This window comes from Variovorax sp. UC122_21, assembly GCF_044056785.1.
Classification (GTDB): Bacteria; Pseudomonadota; Gammaproteobacteria; order Burkholderiales; family Burkholderiaceae_C; genus Variovorax.
Genome location: NZ_CP172003.1, coordinates 2,211,302 through 2,232,760 on the forward strand (window position 1 = coordinate 2,211,302; position 21,459 = coordinate 2,232,760).

20 protein-coding genes and 1 pseudogene are annotated in these 21,459 nt (G+C 69.9%); 8 read left to right on the forward strand and 13 right to left on the reverse strand.

What is annotated here, in order from left to right; all coding sequences use genetic code 11:
• Complete coding sequence (locus ACHMXE_RS11245; RefSeq protein WP_395346032.1) at nucleotides 1-402, reverse strand: PPC domain-containing DNA-binding protein; 402 nt, start codon at nucleotides 400-402, stop codon at nucleotides 1-3.
• The gene (locus tag ACHMXE_RS11250) at nucleotides 395-865 is read right to left on the reverse strand and encodes a PCC domain-containing protein (RefSeq protein WP_395346033.1); all 471 of its coding nucleotides are present in this window, start codon (nucleotides 863-865) and stop codon (nucleotides 395-397) included. The genes ACHMXE_RS11245 and ACHMXE_RS11250 overlap by 8 nt, the downstream gene beginning before the upstream one ends.
• 200 nt (nucleotides 866-1,065) lie before the next feature.
• Here ACHMXE_RS11250 and ACHMXE_RS11255 point away from each other — a divergent pair, with 200 nt between their 5' ends.
• The 5 genes from ACHMXE_RS11255 (at nucleotide 1,066) to ACHMXE_RS11275 (ending at nucleotide 8,260) form a co-directional block, all read left to right on the forward strand.
• Nucleotides 1,066-1,947, forward strand: coding sequence for a LysR family transcriptional regulator (locus ACHMXE_RS11255; RefSeq protein ID WP_203207438.1), 882 nt, complete (start codon nucleotides 1,066-1,068; stop codon nucleotides 1,945-1,947).
• A gap of 290 nt (nucleotides 1,948-2,237) precedes the next feature.
• Nucleotides 2,238-4,235: a M14 family zinc carboxypeptidase gene (locus ACHMXE_RS11260; RefSeq protein WP_395346034.1), complete on the forward strand. Its 1,998-nt coding sequence runs from the start codon at nucleotides 2,238-2,240 to the stop codon at nucleotides 4,233-4,235.
• A gap of 38 nt (nucleotides 4,236-4,273) precedes the next feature.
• Nucleotides 4,274-4,450: a hypothetical protein gene (locus ACHMXE_RS11265; protein ID WP_203207436.1), complete on the forward strand. Its 177-nt coding sequence runs from the start codon at nucleotides 4,274-4,276 to the stop codon at nucleotides 4,448-4,450.
• Nucleotides 4,451-4,510: 60 nt separating this feature from the next.
• Nucleotides 4,511-6,139 (forward strand): amidase family protein, encoded by a 1,629-nt coding sequence (locus tag ACHMXE_RS11270; protein ID WP_395346035.1) that lies wholly within the window; start codon nucleotides 4,511-4,513, stop codon nucleotides 6,137-6,139.
• A 150-nt stretch (nucleotides 6,140-6,289) separates the two neighbouring features.
• Nucleotides 6,290-8,260 (forward strand): M14 family zinc carboxypeptidase, encoded by a 1,971-nt coding sequence (locus tag ACHMXE_RS11275; protein WP_395346036.1) that lies wholly within the window; start codon nucleotides 6,290-6,292, stop codon nucleotides 8,258-8,260.
• A 100-nt stretch (nucleotides 8,261-8,360) separates the two neighbouring features.
• Here ACHMXE_RS11275 and ACHMXE_RS11280 read toward each other — a convergent pair whose 3' ends face one another.
• Both ACHMXE_RS11280 and ACHMXE_RS11285 read right to left on the reverse strand, forming a co-directional pair.
• A complete protein-coding gene (locus ACHMXE_RS11280) occupies nucleotides 8,361-8,540 on the reverse strand; it encodes a hypothetical protein (RefSeq protein ID WP_203207434.1) in 180 nt (59 codons plus the stop codon).
• A 327-nt stretch (nucleotides 8,541-8,867) separates the two neighbouring features.
• On the reverse strand, nucleotides 8,868-9,620 hold the full coding sequence (locus ACHMXE_RS11285; RefSeq protein WP_395346037.1) for an SDR family oxidoreductase: 753 nt from the start codon (nucleotides 9,618-9,620) through the stop codon (nucleotides 8,868-8,870).
• Nucleotides 9,621-9,721: 101 nt separating this feature from the next.
• Between ACHMXE_RS11285 and ACHMXE_RS11290 the strand changes: the two genes are divergently transcribed.
• Nucleotides 9,722-10,648, forward strand: a complete 927-nt coding sequence (locus tag ACHMXE_RS11290; protein ID WP_395346038.1) for an AraC family transcriptional regulator — start codon at nucleotides 9,722-9,724, stop codon at nucleotides 10,646-10,648.
• A gap of 9 nt (nucleotides 10,649-10,657) precedes the next feature.
• On the opposite strand, the gene ACHMXE_RS11295 is transcribed toward ACHMXE_RS11290, so the two are convergent.
• From ACHMXE_RS11295 to ACHMXE_RS11330, 8 genes and pseudogenes are all read right to left on the reverse strand, one after another.
• A complete protein-coding gene (locus tag ACHMXE_RS11295) occupies nucleotides 10,658-10,885 on the reverse strand; it encodes a PrpF domain-containing protein (RefSeq protein ID WP_395347355.1) in 228 nt (75 codons plus the stop codon).
• The gene (locus tag ACHMXE_RS11300; RefSeq protein WP_395346039.1) at nucleotides 10,780-11,796 is read right to left on the reverse strand and encodes a PrpF domain-containing protein; all 1,017 of its coding nucleotides are present in this window, start codon (nucleotides 11,794-11,796) and stop codon (nucleotides 10,780-10,782) included. The genes ACHMXE_RS11295 and ACHMXE_RS11300 overlap by 106 nt, the downstream gene beginning before the upstream one ends.
• A 3-nt stretch (nucleotides 11,797-11,799) precedes the next feature.
• A complete protein-coding gene (locus tag ACHMXE_RS11305; protein ID WP_395346040.1) occupies nucleotides 11,800-12,798 on the reverse strand; it encodes a Bug family tripartite tricarboxylate transporter substrate binding protein in 999 nt (332 codons plus the stop codon).
• A 37-nt stretch (nucleotides 12,799-12,835) separates the two neighbouring features.
• The gene (locus ACHMXE_RS11310; RefSeq protein WP_395346041.1) at nucleotides 12,836-14,017 is read right to left on the reverse strand and encodes a 2-methylaconitate cis-trans isomerase PrpF family protein; all 1,182 of its coding nucleotides are present in this window, start codon (nucleotides 14,015-14,017) and stop codon (nucleotides 12,836-12,838) included.
• A 4-nt stretch (nucleotides 14,018-14,021) separates the two neighbouring features.
• Nucleotides 14,022-15,011, reverse strand: a complete 990-nt coding sequence (locus ACHMXE_RS11315) for a tripartite tricarboxylate transporter substrate binding protein (RefSeq protein ID WP_395346042.1) — start codon at nucleotides 15,009-15,011, stop codon at nucleotides 14,022-14,024.
• Nucleotides 15,012-15,030: 19 nt separating this feature from the next.
• A complete protein-coding gene (leuD, locus tag ACHMXE_RS11320) occupies nucleotides 15,031-15,657 on the reverse strand; it encodes a 3-isopropylmalate dehydratase small subunit (protein ID WP_395346043.1) in 627 nt (208 codons plus the stop codon).
• 2 nt (nucleotides 15,658-15,659) lie between these two features.
• Entirely contained in the window at nucleotides 15,660-17,078 is a 1,419-nt protein-coding gene (locus ACHMXE_RS11325) for a 3-isopropylmalate dehydratase large subunit (RefSeq protein ID WP_395346044.1), read from the reverse strand.
• 5 nt (nucleotides 17,079-17,083) lie between these two features.
• A pseudogene (locus ACHMXE_RS11330) lies at nucleotides 17,084-17,960 on the reverse strand (oxaloacetate decarboxylase).
• A 123-nt stretch (nucleotides 17,961-18,083) separates the two neighbouring features.
• Here ACHMXE_RS11330 and ACHMXE_RS11335 point away from each other — a divergent pair.
• Entirely contained in the window at nucleotides 18,084-18,866 is a 783-nt protein-coding gene (locus ACHMXE_RS11335; RefSeq protein ID WP_395346045.1) for a GntR family transcriptional regulator, read from the forward strand.
• Between the two features lie 52 nt (nucleotides 18,867-18,918).
• On the opposite strand, the gene ACHMXE_RS11340 is transcribed toward ACHMXE_RS11335, so the two are convergent.
• A complete protein-coding gene (locus ACHMXE_RS11340) occupies nucleotides 18,919-20,526 on the reverse strand; it encodes a tannase/feruloyl esterase family alpha/beta hydrolase (protein ID WP_395346046.1) in 1,608 nt (535 codons plus the stop codon).
• Nucleotides 20,527-20,741: 215 nt separating this feature from the next.
• Here ACHMXE_RS11340 and ACHMXE_RS11345 point away from each other — a divergent pair, with 215 nt between their 5' ends.
• Nucleotides 20,742-21,458, forward strand: coding sequence for a Crp/Fnr family transcriptional regulator (locus ACHMXE_RS11345; protein ID WP_395346047.1), 717 nt, complete (start codon nucleotides 20,742-20,744; stop codon nucleotides 21,456-21,458).
• Nucleotide 21,459 lies beyond the last annotated feature (1 nt).

Sequence of the window (21,459 nt, forward strand, 5' to 3'; positions counted from 1 at the left end):
TCAGTGGTTGTCGTCGGCGGGCAGCCACTCCTCGAGCGTGATCTCGAAGGTGACGCACACGGTGTTGGCACCGGCCACGAAGGGCCCGCCGTAGACCCGGCCCTCGGTGTCGGCGACCACGCCGGTGAGCGAGGAGCGCAGGCTGCCGTCGGGCTGTCGGCGCACTTCGCCGGCCAGGCTCACGACCTCGATGGCCGGGCCGCGGATCACCTGGCAGGCGCCGTCGGGGCGCTCGAGGCAGGCGTCGATCAGGCTGCCGAGCGCGCCGCGCACGAAGGCATGGCGAAAGCCCTGGGCCACGCAGAGCTTCTCGACGCCCTGCATCAGGTCTTCGTTGGGGCCGATGCGTGCGTAGGCCACGCGGCCCATGCGGCCGCGTTCGATCAGGCGGACGTCAGACATGGCCGGCCCTCGCCTCGGGGCGCATCAGCGGCATGCGCGTCTCCTCGTCGTAGGCCACGCGCAGCTCGAAGCTGTCGAGCGCGGTCACGAGCACTGTGACCGGCAGGCGGCCGACCACGCTGCGGTCGCAGAGGATGTGGCCGCCACGCACCGCGCCGTCCGCCTCGCAGAACGCGCCATGGCAGTGGACCAGCGGCGCGTCCGAGGCCGAGCGGCCCAGCGTGGCGTTGCCGAAGATCAGCCGCGCGCCGCGAAGCGGCACGGGCGCGCCGTAAGTGGCGAGCACGCGGCCCGAGGGGTCGGGCAGGGCCATGCAGAAGCGGAGGCTCTCGAGGTCGCCGCCGAGCAGCGTCATCGAGGCGCTGTGCACCGCCTCGCGCGCCAGGGCCTCGACCAGGCCCTCGTGCAGGGTGCGGCCCGCGGGCAGCGAAAGCCTGAAGTGCCGACCGTGGTCGGCACGCATGTGGTTGATCCTCACGGGGCCGCTGGGCCCAGGGTGGACCACGGTCCTTGCTCGTGGCAGGGCCGTCGTCGACTGCTTGTTCACGTTGTCTCCTGACTGCGCGGCAGGGGGTAGGGCCGGCGCATGGTCGCGGAGTCTAGGAGCGGTGATCCATAGCAACAAATCTACAATTCAGATCGATCAATACAGGATTCAGATCGATGGAACTCCGCCACCTGCGCTGCCTGGTCGCCGTTGCCGAGGAACTGCACTTCGGCCGCGCCGCCGAACGCCTCAATCTTTCGCAACCGCCGGTGAGCCTGGCGATCAAGGAGCTGGAGGAGGAGCTGGGCGTCGCGCTGTTCGAGCGCAGCTCGCGCCGCATCGCCATCACGCGCGCGGGCGAAGAGGCCCTGCGCGATGCGCGCGCCGTGCTCGGCGGCATGGAGAGCCTGCGCCGCCATGCGAAGGATGCGGCGGCCGGCCTCAAGGGTTCGATCGCGGTCGGCTTCATCAGCCTGCCGGCCTACACCTTCCTGCCGCAGGTGCTGCGCGACTTCAACGAGAACCATCCCAATGCGAGCATCGCGCTGCGCGAGGGCATCACCGAGCAGATCATGGCCGACGTACAGTCGGGCCGGCTCGACATCGGCCTGATCCTGCAGCCGGCCGAGATGCCGCCGACGCTGGACTCGCGGCTGGTGCAGAAGGACACGCTGATCCTCGCGCTGCCCGAGACGCATGCGCTCGCGCGGCCCGGCAGCGTGGCGCTCGAGCGCTTCGCGAGCGAACGCTTCCTGGGCTTCGAGCGCCACATCGGTCCGCAGATGTTCGATGCCATCGTCGCCACCTGCATGCGGCGCGGCTTCAGCCCGCGGATGTTTCCGGCGCGCCAGATGAACACCATCGTGAGCCTGGTCTCGGGCGGCGTGGGCGTGGCGCTGGTGCCGGCCTGCGTGAAGGCGCTGCATCGCGAGGGCGTGGTGTTCCGTCCGCTCAAGGGCGAGAAGACGCATGTCGACACGCTGGTGGTCTGGCGCAAGTCGGACGAGTCGCCGCTGCTCAAGGCCTTTCTCGCGTTGCTGCCCAGGCTGCGCGACTGACGCGCCGACTTTCTCAAAAGAATAAGGACAGACGGTCGTTTCCCTCGAGCGCCGAGGGAATTATTCTTTTTCGCCAGCAGGCATCGCCCACGCGGTGAGCCTGCCCCGGGTGCGGAACAGGGAGGGAACGCACCCGCGCGTCCATGCGCCATTCATGACTCCGAGACGGTCCCTTTCGAAGGACCGTGTGGACGCGAATCTCCGATGCCCCTTCGAGACGGTGCCGGCCTGGACTGCCGTAGCGCGAGCCTGGCCGGTGAATTTCATGAATGCAGCACAGGACCACCCACATGAGCGCCGATCTTCACGCCGCACCGCGGCCCAAGCGTCTTCGTCTCGCGATCACCGGCCTGATCGTGCTCGCGCAGCTCGCACCCCTCGCGACCGCGCAAGGCACGGTGAACCCCGCCGCCGCACCGCCAGCGCAGCTCGAGCAGGGCCGCATCTGGTCGGTGCGAGTGTCCTATGCGACGCGCGAAGACATCCAGCGCCTGTCGCGCTGGATCGATCACATGCGGGTCGACAAGGCCGGCAAGACCATTGCGACGGAACTCGACTCGCGCGGCGTCGAACGCTTGCGCAGCATGGGCTATGCGGTAGAGATCGATGCGGCGCGCTCCGAGAAGATCCGCGGCTTTCAGCGTGAGCGGCAGCAACAGCTGCTGAAGCTCGGCAAGCCCGGCGATCCGCTGTTCGACGGCAACGCCGCCTGCTACCGCACCGTCGAGCGGGCCAATCTCGACATCGATGCGCTGGTGGCGCAATACCCGAAGCTGATTCGTGTCGCTCCCGTGGGCCAGACCTGGGTGCAGACACAGCTGCTCTCGTTTCGCAACGTGCTGATCAAGTACCTGCCGCAGAGCGTGCTGAGCACGATCGACTTCGACCTGCTGCCCGACAGCGAAGCCAACCCGCTGCGTGCCGTCGTCATCGGCAACCAGGATCGCATCCAGGACCGGACCGTGCCGCGCATGGTCACCACCTCGTCGATCCATGCGCGCGAATACACGCCGGCCGAGATCTCCACGCGCTTCGCCGAATGGCTGGTGAAGAACCACGGCACCGATCCGACGGCCACCTGGCTGCTCGATCACAACGAGTTCCACTTCATCCTGCATGCGAATCCCGATGGCCGCAAGCTTGCGGAGCAGGCCGTGGCGCAGAACCTCGGGGCCGGCTGGCGCAAGAACGTGAACCTGGTGGACGGCTATTGCAAGTCGCCCGATGACGAGTTGATGGCCCGGTTCATCGGTCCCGTGGATTCCGGCATCGACCTGAACCGCAACTTCCCGTTCGGCTGGGACAGCACCGAAGGCAAGGGATCGAGCGACGACGCGTGCGAAGCGGATTTCCGGGGCAAGGCCGCCGCCTCGGAGCCCGAAACGGCCGCCATCGTCCAGTACGTTGCGGGCACGCGCCAGCAGGACGGCAGCTTCACGGGCGGCCTGCTGCGGGACCGGCGAATCGCCGCGGCCAACGATTTCTCGACCGCTGCCCCCGACGACTACGAAGGCCTGTACCTCGACATCCACAGCTACTCGCAACTGGTGCTGTGGCCCTGGGGCGTCCGACGCGAGGTGCTCAAGGGCGATTCCAAGACCGCCAACGACGACGGCATGGCGGCCTTCGCGCAGCGCCTTGCCTGGTACAACGGATATGCCGCCGATCAGATGGTGGGCTACGACACCGAAGGCACGACCACCGACACCTTCTACGGCGAACTCGGCGCGCCCTCGTTCACGATCGAGCTGGGCACCTCGTTCTACGAGCCCTGCGAGGAGTTCGAGAAGGACACCTTCCCGAAGAACGTGGCGTCCCTGCGCTATGCGGCCCGCACGCTGAAGGCGCCGTACCAGCTGCCACTGGGGCCCGACGCCGCGGACTTGAAGCTCTCCGCTGCCACCGTCAGGCAGGGCGAGCCCGTCACGCTCACGGCCACGATCGACGACGACCGCTATCGCTACGCCGAGGGCGACAGCGACTGGCCGGTGACCCGGCACGACCCCCAGCCCATCCAGGCCGCCAACGCCTACATCAACACCGTGCCCTGGGACAGCGCCGCCAAGGCGATCCCGCTGAGCGCCACCGCCGACATCGCCTTCGGCGCGGGGCCCAAGGTGACGGTCTCGGGCGTCATCGACACCTCGGCCTTCCTGCCGGGCAAGCATCTGCTCTACGTGCAGGGCGTCAACCAGAAGGGCAGGGCCGGGCCACCCGACGCGGTCTTCCTCGAGGTGCTCGCCAAGGATGCACCGCAGCCCTGCCCGCCGGCGCCGTCGGCGAGCTGATCGCGTTGGTTTCCGTTTTCGACATGAGGAGTCACAGCATGCAGATCCAGCTCTCGGTCCTTGCGCGGTCTTTGCCCGCGCTGCTTCTTGGCCTCGTGGTCACCGCCTGCGGCGGTGGCGACGGAGGCGGCGCGAGCTTCGTGCCGACCGGCGTCGGTCCCGCGACCATCGCGCCGGTCATTCCACCGGTCACCGAAATCAACTGCAAGCCTTAGCGTCGTCGCCGTGCATCGCGGCGCCATTCACCTGCATCCCACGATCGACAAGGAGTGACCATGAAGAGCGATGTTCGTCCACGCCGTCCCAAGGCAGCCATCCGCCTCTGGTGTTTACCGCTGCTGTGCCTCGTGCTGTCGGCTTGTGGTGGGGGCGATGGCGCGAGCATCTCTCCGCTTGCCATGGCGCCGCCAGCGACGGCTGGGGATGGCGTCGTCGTGCCGGTCCCGCCGACAGCGCCCGCCGTCGTGCCACCCTCGCTCGAAGGCATCGAGTACCTCGACATCGCGGGCCTGAGCGAGAAGATGGCGCAGGGCGCCACCTCGCGCGACATGGCGACCTACCTGCTGGCCCGCATCGATGCGCTCGACAAGAAGGGGCCCGCCGTCAATGCCGTCATCGAGCTCAACCCCGATGCCATGGCCATCGCCGACCGGCTGGATGCGGAGCGTGCCGCGGGCCAGTCGCGCGGGCCGCTGCACGGCATTCCGGTCTTTCTGAAGGACAACATCGACACCGGCGACAGGATGCAGACCACGGCGGGTTCGCTGGCGCTGGTGGGGCAGCCCGCACTGCAGGACGCTTTCGTCGCGAAGAAGTTGCGCGAAGCAGGCGCACTGATTCTCGGGAAGACGAATCTCAGCGAGTTGGCGGGCTTTCGTTCCCCTCTTCTCCCCAATGGATGGAGCGGGCGAGGTGGCCAGACATTGAATGCACATGTGCTGGACGGAGAACCTTGCGGATCGAGTGCGGGATCGGCGGTGGCGGTGGCGGCCGGCTTCGTGCCCATCGCGATCGGCACCGAGACCGATGGATCGATCCTGTGTCCCGCGGCGATGAATGGCATCGTCGGCTTGCGTCCCACGCTGGGGCTGGCCAGCAGAACAGGCATCATCCCGATCGCGAGCACCCAGGACACCCCGGGTCCGATGGCACGCACGGTCCGCGATGCGGCCCTCCTGCTTTCCGCGATGGCGGCCACCGATCCGAAGGACGCAGCCACGGCGGACGCGCAGGCTCATGCAGTCGATTTCACGAAGTTCCTGAGCCTCGACGGATTGAAGGGCAAGCGCATTGGCTATTCGTCGGACCTGCACGCCGCAGCCGACTTCTACCCCGACTTCATGCCCGCGCTGGACACCCTGCGCCGACTCGGCGCGACGGTGGTGCCTGTGGAGAGCCCCAGCGAATTCGAGGTGGATGAATGGACGCTGCTGGGCTACTACTTCGGCAGGGAGCTGAATGCATACCTCGCAACCAGAGTTGGGCTTCCCGTCAAGACCATCGAGGAACTGCAGGCGTTCAACAAGACCGTCCCCTTGTTTCCCGATGGAACGCCCTACTCGCAACGGTGGATCGACATGGCCGTCGAGCTGCTCGTACCCTCTACCGTCCCCTATGAGCAAATGGCCCGCGAACAGAAGGCACGAGTGGCCGGCGAGTTCGACCGCGTCCTGTCGTCGAATGGCCTCGATGCCCTCGTGAGCCCGGGGCGCAGCGGCGCGATGGCCGGCTATCCCGGCATCACGGTTCCGATGGGAATCGACAGCAGCGGGATGCCCGTTGCGATCTATTTCGTCGGCACGCGCTGGAGCGAGCCCACGCTGCTGTCCATCGCCTACGGCTTCGAGCAGGCCACGAAGGCAAGGCGCAATCCGCAGTTTCGCAAGAATGCCCCTGTGCCATGAGTCTCGACCCGGCGGCAGCAGCCGCGCCCGGACAGACACGCTCACCCTCGCATCAGAACTTACGCAGCACAGGACACAACCCCCATGAGAGCTGGTCTTCATGCCGCGCCGCGGCCCACGCGTCGTCGTCTCGCGATCACCGGCCTGATCGTGCTCGCGCAACTCGCGGCCCTCGCGCCCCTCGCGACCGCGCAAGCTACGGCCAACTCCGCCGGTGCACCGCCAGCGCAGCTCGAGCAGGGCCGCATCTGGTCGGTGCGCGTGTCGTACGCGACGCGCGAAGACATCCAGCGGCTGTCGCGCTGGATCGATCACATGCGGGTCGACAAGGCCGGCAAGACCATTGCGACGGAACTCGACGCGCGAGGCGTGGAGCGCTTGCGACGCATGGGCTTTGCGGTCGAGATCGATGCCGAGCGCTCCGAGAAGATCCGTGGCTTTCAGCGCGGGCGACAACAGCTGCCGAAGCAGAACATCCCCGCAACGCCGCAGACCTCGCAGAAGACCTGGGCGCTGGAGAAACCCGGCGATCCGCTGTTCGACGGCAAATCCGCGTGCTATCGCACCGTCGAGCAGGCCAATCTCGACATCGATGCGCTGGCCGCTCGGTATCCGACGCTGGTTCGTGTCGCTCCCGTGGGCCAGACCTGGGTGCAGACACAGCTGCTCTCGTTTCGCAACCTGCTGATCAAGTACCTGCCGCAGAGCGTGCTGAGCACGATCGACTTCGACCTGCTGCCCGACAGCGAAGCCAACCCGCTGCGTGCCGTCGTCATCGGCAACCAGGATCGCATCCAGAACAGGACCGTGCCGCGCATGGTCACGACCTCGTCGATCCATGCGCGTGAGTACACGCCCGCTGAATTCTCCACGCGTTTCGCCGAATGGCTGGTGAAGAACCACGGCACCGATCCCACGGCCACCTGGCTGCTCGATCACAACGAGTTCCACTTCATCCTGCATGCGAATCCCGATGGCCGGAAGCTTGCGGAGCAGACAGTGGCACAAGGCTTCGGGTCGGGATGGCGCAAGAACGTCAATCTGGAGGACGCCTACTGCAAGTCGCCCGACGACGAGCTGTTGGCCCCCTACATCGGGCCCATCGAATCCGGTGTTGACCTGAACCGGAATTTCCCGTTCAGCTGGAACGGGTCGAAAGGCGTGGGATCGAGCGGCGATGCATGCGAACTGAACTACCGGGGCAAGTCCGCGGGCTCCGAACCCGAAACAACGGCCATCGTGAAGTACGTGGCGGGTACGCGCCAGCAGGACGGCAATTTCTCGGGCGGCCTTCTGAGCGACAGGCGAACGACCGCGCCCAACGATTTCGTGACCGGCGCACCTGGCGACTACGAAGGTCTGTACATCGACATCCACAGTTTTCGGGGAGTTGGTCCTATGGCCCTGGGGCTTCCGGCCCGACGCCTTGGGCGGACACTCGAGGACCGCGAACGACGACGGCATGTCGGCCTTCGCGCAGCGCCTCGCCTGGCACAACGGATATGCCGCCGATCAGACCCTCTTCTACGACACCGATGGCACGACCGCCGACACCTTCTATGGCGAACTCGGTGCGCCTTCGTTCATGATCGAGCTGGGCACCTCCTTCTACGAACTCTGCGAAGACTTCGAAACGGAATCCTTCCGAAGAACATGGCGTCCTTGCGTTATGCGGCCCGTACGCTGAAGGCGCCGTACCAGCTTCCCCTCGGGCCTGATGCGACGGGCCTTCAGCTCTCCGCCACCGCTGTCAAGCAGGGCGAGCCGGTCACGCTCACGGCGACGATCGACGACGATCGGTATCTCCACAGTACACAGTCGATCACCCGGCACGACCCGCAGCCCATCCAGGCCGCCAACGCCTACATCAACACCGTGCCCTGGGACAGCACCGCCAAGGCGATCCCGCTGAGCGCCACCGCCGACACCGCCTTCGGCGCGGGGCCCAAGGTGACGGTCTCGGGCGTGATCGACACCTCGGCCTTCCTGCCGGGCAAGCACCTGCTCTACGTGCAGGGCATCAACCGGAACGGCAGGGCCGGGCCGCCCGACGCCGTCTTCCTCGAGGTGCTCGCCAAGGATGCACCGCAGCCCTGTCCGCCGGCGCCGTCGGCGAGCTGACGGAACTTGTCCCGTCTTCGACATCGGGAGTCACGTCGCGCCGGTCAATCCGCCGGTCACTCCGCCGGTCACCGGCTCGAACCGCAAGCCGCAGCCGTGTTCAGCCCGATGGCAGCAGGAGCTCCAGTGCGACGACGGCGGCTCCGCCGAGCGCACAGAGCCCGCTGCTGACCCGCAGCGCCCTGACATCGCGCGCTTCGCAGCCCTGTCGCCGCGCGGCCCACGCGGCATAGCCGATCCCCGCCGCGAGCACGAAGCCCATCCAGCCGCCCGCGCCCATCACCGGGCACCTCGCCGATGAACGGGCGCCGGCGAAGGGCGCAGGCGATAACCGAGCCGCAGGAGGCCCGGCATCGCTTCGATGCGATGCAGGAGGAAGGGATTCGGTATCGGCTGCGCGCGCAGCGCTCGATGAATGGTCCGCAGGACCCGAAGAAGCTCGGCCATGGCAACACCTCGACAAGGTTGCAGGGCCGTCCCTCGGTGTGCGTCGACGCCGAAGTCGTCCTCGGCGCGTCTCGATGCCGTGCGCATCGAGCGCGCCGAGGATAGCAGCCGCATCCGCGATGTCGCGCGAATCGGCCTTCAGGTCGAACGGGTATGGGGTTCAACGCGCCTCGGCGGCCCAGGCGAGGGCATCGGCGCCGGCCGGTATGCGCATCGGCGCGGCGGGGTCGGTGGCCGCGCGCCACACGGCTTCGGCGACGTCGAGCGCATGGGTGGTCGGGGCCGACGTGTTGTGGAACTCCGCAAAGACCTTCTGCGCGAGCCCCGCATAGTCCTCGTGGTCGAAGCCCGCCATGTTCGGCCGCGCGTTGTCGCCGAAGCGCGTTTCGGGCGAGCGGCCCGGCAGCACCAGCCGCAGCCGCACGCCCAATGGCTCGAGCTCGAGCGCCATCGACTCGGTGAAGGCATGGACCGCCATCTTGCTCGCGCGGTAGGCCGCGATCAGCGGCAGCGCCTTCAGCGTCACGCTCGAGGTGACGTTGACCACCACGCCCGCGCGGCGCTGCCGGAACTGGGGCAGCACCGCCTGCATCAGCGCGAGGGTGCCGAAGGTGTTGGTCTCGAAGAGCTGGCGCACGGTGGCCAGTGGCGTGAGTTCGGCCGGCGAGGCCGCGCCGAAGCCCGCGTTGTTGACGAGCACGTCGATGGCGCCGGCTTCTTCCACGGCGCGCTCGATGCTCCGTGGATCGGTGACGTCGAGCGCGAGCACGCGCAGGCGGGGCGATGCGGGCAGCAGGTCGGTGCGCGGGGTGCGCATGGTCGCGACGACCTGCCAGTCGCGCTGCAGGAAGTAGCGCGCGGTTTCGAGGCCGAAGCCCGAGGAGCAGCCGGTGATGAGAACGGTCCGGGTCATGGAAATCCTTGATGAGAGGGTTGAGCGATGCCTGACGATAGGTCGCCCGAGCCGGACTTGCTACGATCCCGAGTCCGAGTCTCATCAGGAATCGTCCGAACATGGTGGATCCCCTGGCCGAAGTGGTCATGCTGCTGCGGCCGAGCGCGCGCTTCTCCAAGCGCGTGTTCGGCGCCAGCCCCTGGCGCATCGAGCGCTCCGATGCGGGCGAACCCTTCTACTGCGTGGTCCTCGAGGGCGGCTGCCGCCTCGCGGTCGACGGGGGCGAGCCGCTCGAGCTGCAATCGGGCGACTTCGTGCTGGTGCCCGCCGCCCGGCACATCGCGCTTTCCAGCCTCGAGCCGCCACCGCCGGGCGCACGCACCGCGCCGCCGGTGCCGCTGGGCAATGGCGAGTTCAGGGTGGGCGATGCACGAGGCGCGATCGACCTGCGCATGCTCGCGGGCCACTGCAGCTTCGATTCGCCCGATGCCTCGCTGCTGGTGTCGCTGTTGCCGCAGTTCGTGCACGTGCGCGGCGAGGAGCGGCTCGCGATGCTGGTGCAGTTCGTGCGCGAGGAGTCGCGCGCGCAGCGTCCCGCGCGCGAGCTCGTGCTGGCGCGGCTGCTGGAACTGCTGCTGATCGAGGCGCTGCGCGCCACCGGCGAAACCAACGCCTCGTCGGGGCTGGCGCGCGGCCTCGCCGAGCCGCGCCTCGCGGCCGCGATCCGCGCGATGCACGAGCGCCCGGCGCATGACTGGACGGTGGCCGAGCTCGCGCACGAGGCCGCGCTCTCGCGCTCGACCTTCTTCGAGCGCTTCGGCCGCACGGTCGGCGTGGCGCCGATGGAATACCTGCTAGCCTGGCGCATGGCGCTCGCGAAGGACCTGCTGCGGCGCAACGCGGGCAGCGTGGCCGAGATCGCGCAGCGCGTGGGCTACAACGCCGCGAACACCTTCAGCACGGCCTTCGCGCGGCACGTCGGGCTGCCGCCGACGCGGTATGCGCGCGAGCACGCGGGCTTCGCGCAGATGCCGGACGGCGCCTGAGCGCTTTGTCTACGCCGTCTCGATCGGCACGTAGACCACGCCCTCCATCAACGGCCGTGCCGTGCGCTGAAGACCCAGCGCGGTGAACCGCGGCAGCTCCGCGCCGGGCCGCGTCGCCACCTTGACCGCCATCACGCCCAGCGGATGCCCGATGCGCAGCACCTCGCCGCGCAAGCGGTCGCCCGTGGCCGCATGGACCAGCGTGCCCGGAATGCGCGAGGCCGCCGCGGTGCAGATCGAGCCCGTGCCCGCCATGCTGTCGTGGCACTTGCCGAGGAACACGAGGCGCGCGCGCGCAGATCGCTGTCCTCGCTCTTGGCCGGCGCCACGATCACGGCCAGCGGCAGGCCCGGCAGATGCACGTCGCGCCAATGCGCGTAGAGCCCGATGCGTTCGCCGGCCCTGGCCTGGATCTCGCCGATGGTCTCGATCAGCGCGCGGTCGCCGCCGATCGCGGACGGCATCTCGTCGCCGTTCAGGCCCAGCGACCCGGCCGCGATGAAGACGCAGGGCGTGGCCGCATCGACGATCGAGACCCGCACTTCGCGGCCGTCCTCCAGCGCGATCGCATCGACCGCCTGGCCCGTCGGCAACAGGTGGCCCGTCTTGGCACCGAGCGTGTCGGTGTAGTCCATGAGGATCTCGGCCCCGGTGCCCGGCACGCCCGCGATGGCGCAGTCGCCCGTCACGCGGGCCTTGCCGTCGCGCACCTGCACGCGCGCGACCAGCACGGTGCCCGTGTTCGTGTTGTGGATGCGCACCACGGTCAGCGGCTCGACCGCCTCGACCAGTCCCTCGTCGACCGCGAACGGCCCCACGGCCGAGGAGATGTTGCCGCAGTTGGCGTCGTAGCCGATCAGGTCGCGCTCCACGTCGCATTGCGCGAAGGTGTAGTCGACATCGGCATCGGGCCGCGTCGACGGACCGATCAGCGCCACCTTGGAGGTGACCAGCCGCGAGCCGCCCATGCCGTCGATCTGCAGCGGGTCGGGCGTGCCCATGGCGCGCTTGAGGAAGGCGTCGCGCGCCGGGCCCGGCGGGGGCACGTGGCGCAGGTGGAAGAACAGCGCCTTGCTGGTGCCGCCGCGCATCAGCACGCAGGGCACGCCCTGCTGCTCGCCGAAGGTGCGGGAGTCGTCATGCGCCATGGCTTACTCCGGCGTGACACCAGCGGCGCGCGCGGCCTCGCCCCATTTGCGGTTCTCGGCGACCAGGAAGGCCTTGAGCTGCTCGGGCGACCCGCCCTCGAGCTCGCTGCCCGAGGTCTCGGCCGAGCGGATCACGTCGGGGCGGCGCTGCGCCTGGAGCAGCGCCTTGTTGAGCTTCTCGACCACGGCGGGCGGCGTGGCGGCCGGGGCCAGCACGGCGGTCCACGACGCGACCTCGAAGCCCGGATAGCCCTGCTCGGCGATGGTGGGAACCTGCGGCAGTTCCTTGTAGCGGCCCTTGCTCGACACGCCCAGCACCTTGAGCTTGCCCTGGCGCACCTGCGGCAGCACCAGCCCGCCGGCGTCCATCATCACGTCGATCTGGCTGCCGATCAGGTCGGTGAGCGCGGCCGACGATCCCTTGTAGGGCACGTGCACGATGTCGGCGCCGGCCGCCTTCTTGAGCATCTCCATCGCGAGGTTGGCCGTGATGCCGCGCCCGCCCGATCCGTAGTTGAGCTTGCCCGGGTGGGCCTTGGCATAGGCCACGAGGTCGGCCAGCGTGTGGAAGGGCGAGGCCGCCGGCACCACCACGTAGAGCCGGCCCACGCCGTTGAGCATGACGGGCGCGAAGTCCTTGACCGGGTCGTAGCCGGGCTTGGCGTAGATCGAGGGATTGATCGCCAGTTGGCCCGAGGTGCCCAGCAGCAGCGTGTAGCCGTCGGGCGCCGCGTTGCGCACGTCCTGCGCGCCGAGGATGCCGTTGGCACCTGCCTTGTTGTCGACGAACACCGGCTTGCCGAGGATCTCGGTGAGCGCGATCGACAGGGCGCGCGCGCCGGTGTCCACGGTCTGCCCGGGTGGATAGCCGACGACGATGCGGATCGGGCGCGAGGGATAGCTGTCGCCTTGCGCCGATGCGAAGGAGGGGGCGAGCGAAGCGGCGGTGGCCGCGGTCGCGCACTGCCCGAGGAAGCGGCGGCGGGAGGAATCGGGATGCATGAAGTCTCCTTGGGAATATTGGGGAATCGACGAGGGCTCAGGCCGGGTCCAGCACCGACCGCGGCACCCAGGCCGTGCCGTCCATCAGGCGGCGCGCCGTGCGCGCGAAGCCCAGCGATTCGAAGGCCAGCGGCCGCGAAGCCTCGCAGCGCCCTTGCACGTCGACGCGCATCGCGCCGAGCGGATGGCCGATGTGCAGGCTGTCGGGCACGACGCGGTCGCCGGCGCCGCGCGCCGTCGCATGCACCACCGAGCCTTCGACGCTCGCGCAAGCGGCGGTACAGATCGCGCCGGTGCCCGCCATGCTTTCGTGGCAGCGGCCGTAGAACACCAGCCGCGCGCACAGGTCGACCTGCGCGGCCGTCACGGCCCGGCCCTGCGCATCGGCATAGGCGGTGGGCGGCGCGACGATCACGACCAGCGGCAGCGCGAGCGACACGCTGTCGGCCTCGCGCCAGTGGTCGCACAGGCCGAGCAGGGCGGCTGCGCGTGCACGCAGCGCCTTCAAGGTCGACAGCAGCGCGGCATCGGCATCGATCTCGTTCGGCAGTTCGGTGCCCGAGAGGCCGAGTGAATCGGCCGCGATGAAGACGCAGGGATTGCCGACGTCGCAGAGGCTGACCTCGAAGCGCCGCCCGTCGTCGAGCGCGATCTCGTCGCGCGCATGGCCCGTGGGCATGCCGCGGCCGGTCTTGGCGCCGATGGTGGCGCGGTAGTCCATGAAGATCCGCGCGCCGGTGCCGGGCACGCCGGGAATCGCGAAGTCGCCGCGCACGCACGCATGGTCATCGGCCACGGGCACATGCGCCACTAGCAGCTTGCCGGTGTTCGTGTTGTGGATGCGCACGCGCGCCACGGGGCCTTCGGCGGGCACCAGCCCGGCATCGATCGCGAACGGTCCCACGCCCGCCGAGATGTTGCCGCAGTTGCTCGTGAAGACCACGCGGCCCTCGCCGGGCGGCACGATGCCGTAGGTGTAGTCCACGTCGGCCTCGGGATGCGTGGGCGGCCCGACGATCGCGAGCTTGGCCGTGACCAGCCGCGAGCCGCCGAGGCCATCGATCTGCAGCAGGTCGTGCGCGCCGAGCAGCGCCATCAGCAGGCGGTCGCGCCGCGCGCCCGCGGGCGGCAGGTCGGCGGCGTTGAAGTAGAGGCCCTTGCTGGTGCCGCCGCGCAGCACGGTGCAGGGCACGCCGACCTGTTCGCCCATGATTTGCATCGCCTCAATCCTCGAGCGGGAAGCGCTTGACCAGCGCAGCGAGGCGCGCATCGTCCTCGCGGATCATGGTCTCGAAGGCCGCTGGGCTGGTGAAGGCCGGCTCCGCGCCCGCGACCGCCAGCGCCTCGCGCACATGGGCGTCCTTGCCGGCTTCGCGCGTGGCATCGGCGATGGCGCGCGCGATCGCGGGCGGCGTTCCCTTGGGTGCGAACATGCCGTACCAGGTCACCGAATAGGAGTCGGGCCAGCCGGCCTCGAGGCTGGTCGGCACCTCGGGCAGCGCCTGCGCGCGCCGTTCGCCGTTGGTCACGAGGATGCGCACGCGGCCGGCCTTGTGCAGCGGCATCGCGGCCGTGATGCCGGTGAAAGCCATCGTGAGGTTGCCCGAGACCAGGTCGCCCACGATCGGCGAGGTGCCCTTGTAGTTGACGACCGCGAGGTCGCGCAGCTGGTAGTCCGCCGCGAACTTCTGCGCCCGCACCTTGGAGCTGTTCTCGCCGCTGCCCGCGTTGCAGGGCCTGGTGCGGCAATGGGCGATGAGCTCGGGCAGGGTCTTGAAGGGCAGCGTGGCCGTCATCACCAGCGCGGTCGGCGAGGTGGCCACCGCGGTCACGGGCGTGAGCCGGGTCACGGGATCGATCGCCTTGAGGCTGCGCTGGTACTTCATCAGCAGCAGCGAGGGCACCTGGAACAGCAGCGTGTAGCCGTCGGGCGCGGCCTCGATCACGCGCCGGGTGCCGATCAGGCCGTCGGCGCCGCCGAGGTTCTCGACCAGCACCGGCTGCTTCCACAGCACCGACAGGCGGCTCGCGACGGCGCGCGCGGTGGCGTCGGTGCCGCCGCCGGGGTTGTAGGGCACGACCAGCGTGACCGGGCGTTGCGGCGCCCAGGTGGTCTGGGTCTGGGCCTGGGCCGTGGCGGCATGCAGGCCGCAGGCCGCGCAGAGCGCGGGCAGCCAGCGGCGCGCCAGCGAGCGAAGGGATGTGTCGAACATGGAAGGCGGTCTCCGGTGATCAGGATTGCGGCACGGCAGCCGCCGGCCAGGCCCAGGGGCGGGCCGCGCGGTCGCGCGCCTGCCAGGCATCGACGGCGCCGCGCAGCTTGAGCGTGCGGCCGATGTCGTCGAGCCCTTCGAGCAGCGCCTCGCGGCGCAGCGGGTCGACCTCGAAGGGCAGCTCGGTGCCGTCGGGCAGCGCGATGCGCTGCGTGCGCAGGTCGACCTGCCACGGCCCTTCGGCGGTGCAGGCCGCATGGGCCCGCGCCAGTTCGGCCGGTGCGAGGCGGATCGGCAGCACGCCGTTCTGGAAGCAGTTGGCGTGGAAGATGTCGCCGAAGCTCTCGGCGATCACGCAGCGGATGCCGCGCGCCAGCAGCGCCCACACGGCGCCCTCGCGCGACGAGCCGCAGCCGAAGTTGCGGCCGGCCACCAGGATCGGTGCCTCGCGCCAGCGCGGCTGGTTGAGCACGAAGTCCGGGTCTTCGCTGCCGTCGGCGCGAAAGCGCAGCGCCTCGAAGGCCCACGGGCCGAGCTCGCCGCGCGCGAGGCTGGTGAGGCGCTCGATGCGCACGATCAGGTCGGTGTCGACGTTGTCGATGGCCAGCGGCGCCGCGGCGCCGCGCAGGAGGGTGAAGGGCTGCATGCTCAAAGGCTCCGTGGATCGGCGATGGCGCCGGCCAGCGCGGCCGCGACGGCGCTGGCCGGGCTGGCGAGGTGGGTGCGCGCGCCCGGGCCCTGGCGGCCGACGAAGTTGCGGTTCGAGGTCGAGACCACGCGCTCGCCCGGTGCGGCCTGCTCGCCGTTGGCGGCCACGCACATGCTGCAGCCCGGCTCGCGCCAGTCGAAGCCGGCTTCGCGGAACAGCCGGCCCAGGCCTTCGCGCTCGGCCGCGCGCTTGACGTTCTCCGAGCCCGGCACCACCCAGGCCCGTACATGCGAGGCCACGCGGCGGCCGCGCAGCAGCGTCGCGGCCTCGCGCAGGTCCGACAGCCGCGAGTTGGTGCACGAGCCGATGAACACGCGGTCCACGCGCTGGCCCTGCAGCGGCGCGCCGGCCGCGAGTCCCATGTAGTCGAGCGCGCCCTGCCAGGCCTGGCGCTGCGAGGCGTCCGCCGCGTCGGCGGGATCGGGAATGCGCGCGTCGATCGCGATCGCATGCTCCGGGCTCGTGCCCCAGGTCAGCGTGGGCGCCACGGCGCTCGCGTCGATCCGCGCCTCGCGCGCGTAGACCGCGCCGGGGTCGCTCGGGAGGCCGCGCCAATACGCGGCGGCTTCGGCGAAACGGTCCTCGGGCGGCGCGAAGTCGCGGCCGCGCAGATAGGCCTCGGTCTTCGCGTCGGGCGCCACCATGCCGATGCGCGCGCCCAGCTCGATCGAGAGATTGCACAGCGTCATGCGCTGTTCGATCTCCATCGCGCGCACGGCCTCGCCGGCGTACTCGACCGCGAAGCCCGTGCCCGCGCTGGCACCGAGCCGCGCGATCATCGCGAGTGCGAGGTCCTTGGCGCCCACGCCGGCACCCGGCAGGCCGTCGAAGTGCACGCGCAGCGTGTGAGGCCGGCGCAGCACCAGCGTCTGGCTCGCGAGCGCATGCGTGACCTCCGAAGAACCCACGCCGAAGGCGATCGCACCGAGGGCACCGTTGGTGCAGGTGTGGCTGTCGCCGCAGATCAGCGTCATGCCGGGCTGCACGATGCCGAGTTCCGGGCCCATCACATGCACGATGCCCTGGCCGGGCTGCCCCAGGTCGAACAGGCGGATACCGGCGCCGCGCGTCAGCAGCTTGAGGCCCTGGTACAGATGCACGCCGCCCGCGAAGCTCTGGCCGGTGCGACCGGGCGCGCTCGAGACCGCATGGTCGGGCGTGGCGAAGGCCAGCTCGGGGTTGCGCACCGGCAGGCCGCGCTCGGCCAGCTCGCGCAGGCCGGCGGTGCCCGAGAGGTCGTGCAGCAGGTGGCGGTCGATGTGCAGCAGGTCCCAGCCGTCGGGCAGGGGCTGGACCACGTGCGCGTCCCAGACCTTGTCGAACAGCGTGCGCGGCGCGGTGGTTTGCGTTGCATCCATGGCCGTCATTCCGCCGCCTGGAAGCGCGTGCGCAGCGCATCCCATTCTGCGGCGCCCAGGCGCCGGAAGCGCTCGGCCACGCCGGGCGCATGGGCCGAACTCGGCGGCTGGCCCGTGCTGCGCAGGGCCGACAGCGCCTGCTCGCAGGCCGAGGCCGCGGCGCCGATCAGCAGGCTCGGCAGGATCGCGAGGCGATAGCCCATCTGCTGCGCCGTCGCGAGGTCCAGGTCGGGCGTCTTGCCGCCGCGCACGATGTTGAGCAGGCACGGCCCCTCCACGCGCCGCGGGATCGCGGCCAGTTCCTCCATCGACTGCGCGGCCTCGACGAACACCATGTCGGCGCCGGCGGCCAGCGCCTCGCGTGCGCGCTCGACCGCCTCGTCGAGCCCGAGCATCGCGCGCGCATCGGTGCGCGCGATCACGTGGAAGGCCGGGGTCGCGCCGGGCGGCGAGGGCGGCCCGGATCTTGGCCACGAACTGGTCGCGCGGAATCACCTCCTTGCCGTCCAGGTGGCCGCAGCGCTTGGGCGCGACCTGGTCCTCGATGTGCAGCCCGGCCACGCCGCGCATCTCGTACTCGCGCACGGTGCGCGTCACGTTGAGCTCGTTGCCGTAGCCGGTGTCGGCATCGGCGATGACCGGCACCCCGACCGAGCGCGCCAGCACGCCTGCGGCCTCGGCCATCTCGTTCATCGACAGCAGGCCGTAGTCGGGAAAGCCGCGCGCCGCCGAAGCGCCGGCGCCGGTCATGTAGACGCAGGCGAAGCCGGCCGCCTCGACCAACTTGGCGGTCATGCCGTCATAGGCGCCGGGGGCGACGACGAGTTCGGGGCGGGAGAGCAACTGGCGCAGGTCGTGGGCGGTGGTCATGGAGCGAGACATCGAAGTGATTTAGTAATGACATCATAATGCTATAACCTTTCGACGTTGTTAGGGTATGCCTGAATGGGCGGGCACAATCGGCCGAACGCGCGGGCGGCCTGCGCCGCTGAAGCACTGCTCTCCATGGACACACCGAACCCTTCCCAACTGCGCCGCGAACCCGGCACCGCGCTGCACCGGCAGCTCTTCATGGTGCTGCGCGACCAGATCGCCCAGGGCGCCTATGGCGTGGGCGAGCTGATTCCGGCCGAGGACGCGCTGTGCGCCCAGTTCGACGTCTCGCGCATCACGGTGCGGCGCGCGGTGTCGGACCTGGAGCATCTGGGGCTGGTCGAGAAGCGGCCGGGCCGCGGCACCTTCGTGCGCGCCGTGCCGCGCGCGCAGCGTCCGCAGCCTTCGTTCGGCCTGATCGAATCGCTGGGCCGGCAGGCGCGCGAGACCGAGGTGACCGTGCTCAAGGTCGAGACGGCGCTCGCGCCACCGACCGTGGCGCAGCAGTTACAGCTGGAGGCGGGCGCCGCCGCGGTTCATGCGGTGCGGCTGCGTTCGGCGCACGGTACGCCGATGATGGTCACCGATGCCTGGGTGCCGCAGGAGGTGGGGCGCAACGTGACCGCCACCGAGTTGCAGAAGCGCGCGCTGTTCGAGATCCTGATGGCCGAGGGCATCAAGTTCGGCCGCGTGATCCAGGAGGTGACCGCCGTCGCGGCCGACCCCGTGCTCGCCGGCCTCCTGCGCGTGGACCTCGGCGCGCCCCTGGTGCGCCTGGTGCGGCTGCTGCACGACCGGCGCAAGCGGCCGGTGCAGCACATCACCATCCATTTCACGGGCGAGCGCAGCCGCGTGCTGATGGAGGTGCCGGCCGAGGCGGTGAACACGATGGGGGCGGGGGCAGATCGTGCATGACCTGGAGCTGCCGCCCGCCTGACCGGGGCCGGTCAGGCGCCGCGCCGCCGCCTCAGGGGGTGGTGCAGGTGTAGCTGGCCGCGAGCTTCGCGGCCGCCGCGTCGCCCGCGGGTCCGGTGTAGCGCGGGTACTGCGGATGGCGGCACAGCGGGCGGCTGAAGCTGGTCTTGCCGGCGTCGATCTTCGCCGCGACCAGCGTCTCGGGCGCCTTGCCTTCGCCGACCCAGGTGTCGAGCGCCGCCAGCAGGTTCGTGGTGTCGGCGCCGGGGCCGCCGGCGCAGTGGTTCACGCCGGGCGCGACGTAGTAGCGCACGTTGGCTTCCACGGTGGCCGCGCCGAGCGTCGTCTTGAGGTTCTGGAAGTACTCCGTGGTCGTGTTGACGCTGAGCGCCGAGTCGTTCCCGCCGTGCCACAGGATCAGCTTGCCGCTGCTGCCGAAGTAGGGGCGCAGGTCGGTGCTGGTGGCGCTGTTGAGGGCCTCGAGGCCGAACAGCGCCTGCGGATCCTGGTCGTAGGGCGCATAGGCCAGCGAGTCCGCGCCGAGATCGCGCGCCAGGTAGGTCTTCACCGTCGTGTCCTGGAACAGGTATTGCGCCGCCGTCTTCGGGCCGGCGATGCCCGTCACCCAGGCGGGCCAGGCGCCCACGTCGTCCTCGTTGCCCGAAAGCGGCCAGCCCGCGTTGCGGTAGGCGCCGCCGGCCCAGACCGCGGGCGAGGTCCACGAACTCACGACGGCGAGCTGCGCGTCGGACAGGCAGCTGTCGCCGGTATCGCCACCGCCCGCGCAGCGCAGCACGGCCGGGTCGAAGCTGCACGAAGGGTTCGACACCACGCCGTCGACGATGCCGTCGTTGGCATCGCAGGCGCCCCGCACCGCGGCGGCCAGCGTCGAGATCTTCGCGGCGCTCAGCAGTCCGCCCGGAGCCGCGATCGCCTTCGCGGTGCGGTTGAAATGGCCCATGAAGCCGACCCAGTTGTAGGCCGGCGCGCGCGCGATGATGCCGTCGAACAGGTTCGGATAGCGCTGCGCGTTCATCAGCGCCTCGCGCCCGCCGTTGGAGCAGCCCTCGAAGTAGGAGCGCGCGGGCGCGTTGCCGTAGGCCACGGTCAGCATCTGCAGCGCGGGCGCCATCACCGTGGGCACCGACAGGCTGCCGAACAGCTGGGCGGCATACGGATCGTTCAGGGCCCAGCTCGCATCCACGCCGCTGCCCTGGTGGCCCGAATCGCTGCTCACGTTGGCGAAGCCCATCGAGAGCGCCGCCGTGTTCGCGGCCGGCACCTCGCCGTTGTAGCCGCCGCCGCCGCTGTAGACCAGCTTGCCGTTCCAGCCTTCGGGCAGGCGCAGCGCGAGGTTGAGCTTGGGCGACATCAAGGCCTGGACCTGGCAGTAGGCCGGCACGCCATCCGCGGCGGCGACCACGGCGGCCTTCTGCACCACGGCGCCGTCGATGGTCTTGCCGGCCAGCAGGTCGCACAGGGCCTGCGCGGTGCGGGCCGGTGGCGTCGGCGGTGGCGCCGAGGGCGGTGCGGGCGGCGGCGCCGGCGGCAGGACCAGGGGGAGGAACCCACCGCCGCCGCCGCCTCCACCTCCACAGCCCGCGAGCAGCGCCGCGAGTCCCATGCCGAGCAGTGCCGTCTTGCCTGTCCTGGATGCCATCGTCTCTCTCCTGGTTGTCGTTGGAAGAAAAGTCCGGCGGCATTGTGCGAAGCGCCCGCGCGCAAGAATGTGCCCGGCGGCACATTCGGGCTCGGTGGAAATACCTAAGGCACGCCGCCATGGCGGCGCAGATGATGGCGCGGCGAGGGAGGGCTTCGGCGACGCCGGCGGCCGGCCTTCGCTCCCTGCCGCTCCATCCTCCGCTCATCGCCGCCGTGCACTCCGAAGCCTCCAGGAATCGCTCCACGTTGACGCTGCGCGACGCGCTCGAGGCGGCGGACTGGATGCAGTCGCTGCCGCAGGAGGCCAGGGAGCGCATTCTTTCCGATGCCCACGAGAGCTATTTCCGCGAAGGCGAGGTGGTCGCGCGCAAGGGCGAGCCCGCGCACTCGTGGATCGGCGTCGCCGAAGGGCTGCTGAAGATCAGCGCGGTCTACCGCACCGGCAAGGTCGTCATGTTCACCGGCGTGCCGGAGGGCAGCTGGATCGGCGAAGGCTCCGTCATCAAGCGCGAGCTGCGGCGCTACGACATCCTCGCGATGCGGCCGACCCGCGTGATCCATGTGCCGGGCTCGACCTTCCGCTGGCTGCTCGACGTCAGCATCGAGTTCAACCATGCGGTGATCGCGCGGCTCAACGAGCGCCTCGCGCAGTACATCGGCCTGATGGAGATCGATCGCTTGAGCGACCCGGTCGCGCGGGTCGCGCGCTGCATCGGCACGCTCTACAACCCGATCCTGTCGCCGCGCCTCGGGCCGGCACTGCATCTTTCCCACACCGAGCTCGGCGAGATGATCGGCATGTCGCGCAAGGGCGTGAGCACCGCGCTCAGGCAGCTCGAGTCCGAGGGGCTGGTGCATGCGCAGTACGGCACGGTGTCGGTGCGCAACCTGCCGCGGCTGGTCAACTACGAGGAGCGCGATCGGGGCTGAG

Bases quoted from the DNA above. Each gene is read 5' to 3' on its own strand.
- ACHMXE_RS11245 (WP_395346032.1), bottom strand. From the start codon at position 402: ATGTCTGACGTCCGCCTGATCGAACGCGGCCGCATGGGCCGCGTGGCC.
- ACHMXE_RS11250 (WP_395346033.1), bottom strand. From the start codon at position 865: ATGCGTGCCGACCACGGTCGGCACTTCAGGCTTTCGCTGCCCGCGGGC.
- ACHMXE_RS11255 (WP_203207438.1), top strand. From the start codon at position 1,066: ATGGAACTCCGCCACCTGCGCTGCCTGGTCGCCGTTGCCGAGGAACTG.
- ACHMXE_RS11260 (WP_395346034.1), top strand. From the start codon at position 2,238: ATGAGCGCCGATCTTCACGCCGCACCGCGGCCCAAGCGTCTTCGTCTC.
- ACHMXE_RS11265 (WP_203207436.1), top strand. From the start codon at position 4,274: ATGCAGATCCAGCTCTCGGTCCTTGCGCGGTCTTTGCCCGCGCTGCTT.
- ACHMXE_RS11270 (WP_395346035.1), top strand. From the start codon at position 4,511: ATGAAGAGCGATGTTCGTCCACGCCGTCCCAAGGCAGCCATCCGCCTC.
- ACHMXE_RS11280 (WP_203207434.1), bottom strand. From the start codon at position 8,540: ATGGGCGCGGGCGGCTGGATGGGCTTCGTGCTCGCGGCGGGGATCGGC.
- ACHMXE_RS11285 (WP_395346037.1), bottom strand. From the start codon at position 9,620: ATGACCCGGACCGTTCTCATCACCGGCTGCTCCTCGGGCTTCGGCCTC.
- ACHMXE_RS11290 (WP_395346038.1), top strand. From the start codon at position 9,722: ATGGTGGATCCCCTGGCCGAAGTGGTCATGCTGCTGCGGCCGAGCGCG.
- ACHMXE_RS11300 (WP_395346039.1), bottom strand. From the start codon at position 11,796: ATGGCGCATGACGACTCCCGCACCTTCGGCGAGCAGCAGGGCGTGCCC.
- ACHMXE_RS11305 (WP_395346040.1), bottom strand. From the start codon at position 12,798: ATGCATCCCGATTCCTCCCGCCGCCGCTTCCTCGGGCAGTGCGCGACC.
- ACHMXE_RS11310 (WP_395346041.1), bottom strand. From the start codon at position 14,017: ATGCAAATCATGGGCGAACAGGTCGGCGTGCCCTGCACCGTGCTGCGC.
- ACHMXE_RS11315 (WP_395346042.1), bottom strand. From the start codon at position 15,011: ATGTTCGACACATCCCTTCGCTCGCTGGCGCGCCGCTGGCTGCCCGCG.
- leuD (WP_395346043.1), bottom strand. From the start codon at position 15,657: ATGCAGCCCTTCACCCTCCTGCGCGGCGCCGCGGCGCCGCTGGCCATC.
- ACHMXE_RS11325 (WP_395346044.1), bottom strand. From the start codon at position 17,078: ATGGATGCAACGCAAACCACCGCGCCGCGCACGCTGTTCGACAAGGTC.
- ACHMXE_RS11335 (WP_395346045.1), top strand. From the start codon at position 18,084: ATGGACACACCGAACCCTTCCCAACTGCGCCGCGAACCCGGCACCGCG.
- ACHMXE_RS11340 (WP_395346046.1), bottom strand. From the start codon at position 20,526: ATGGCATCCAGGACAGGCAAGACGGCACTGCTCGGCATGGGACTCGCG.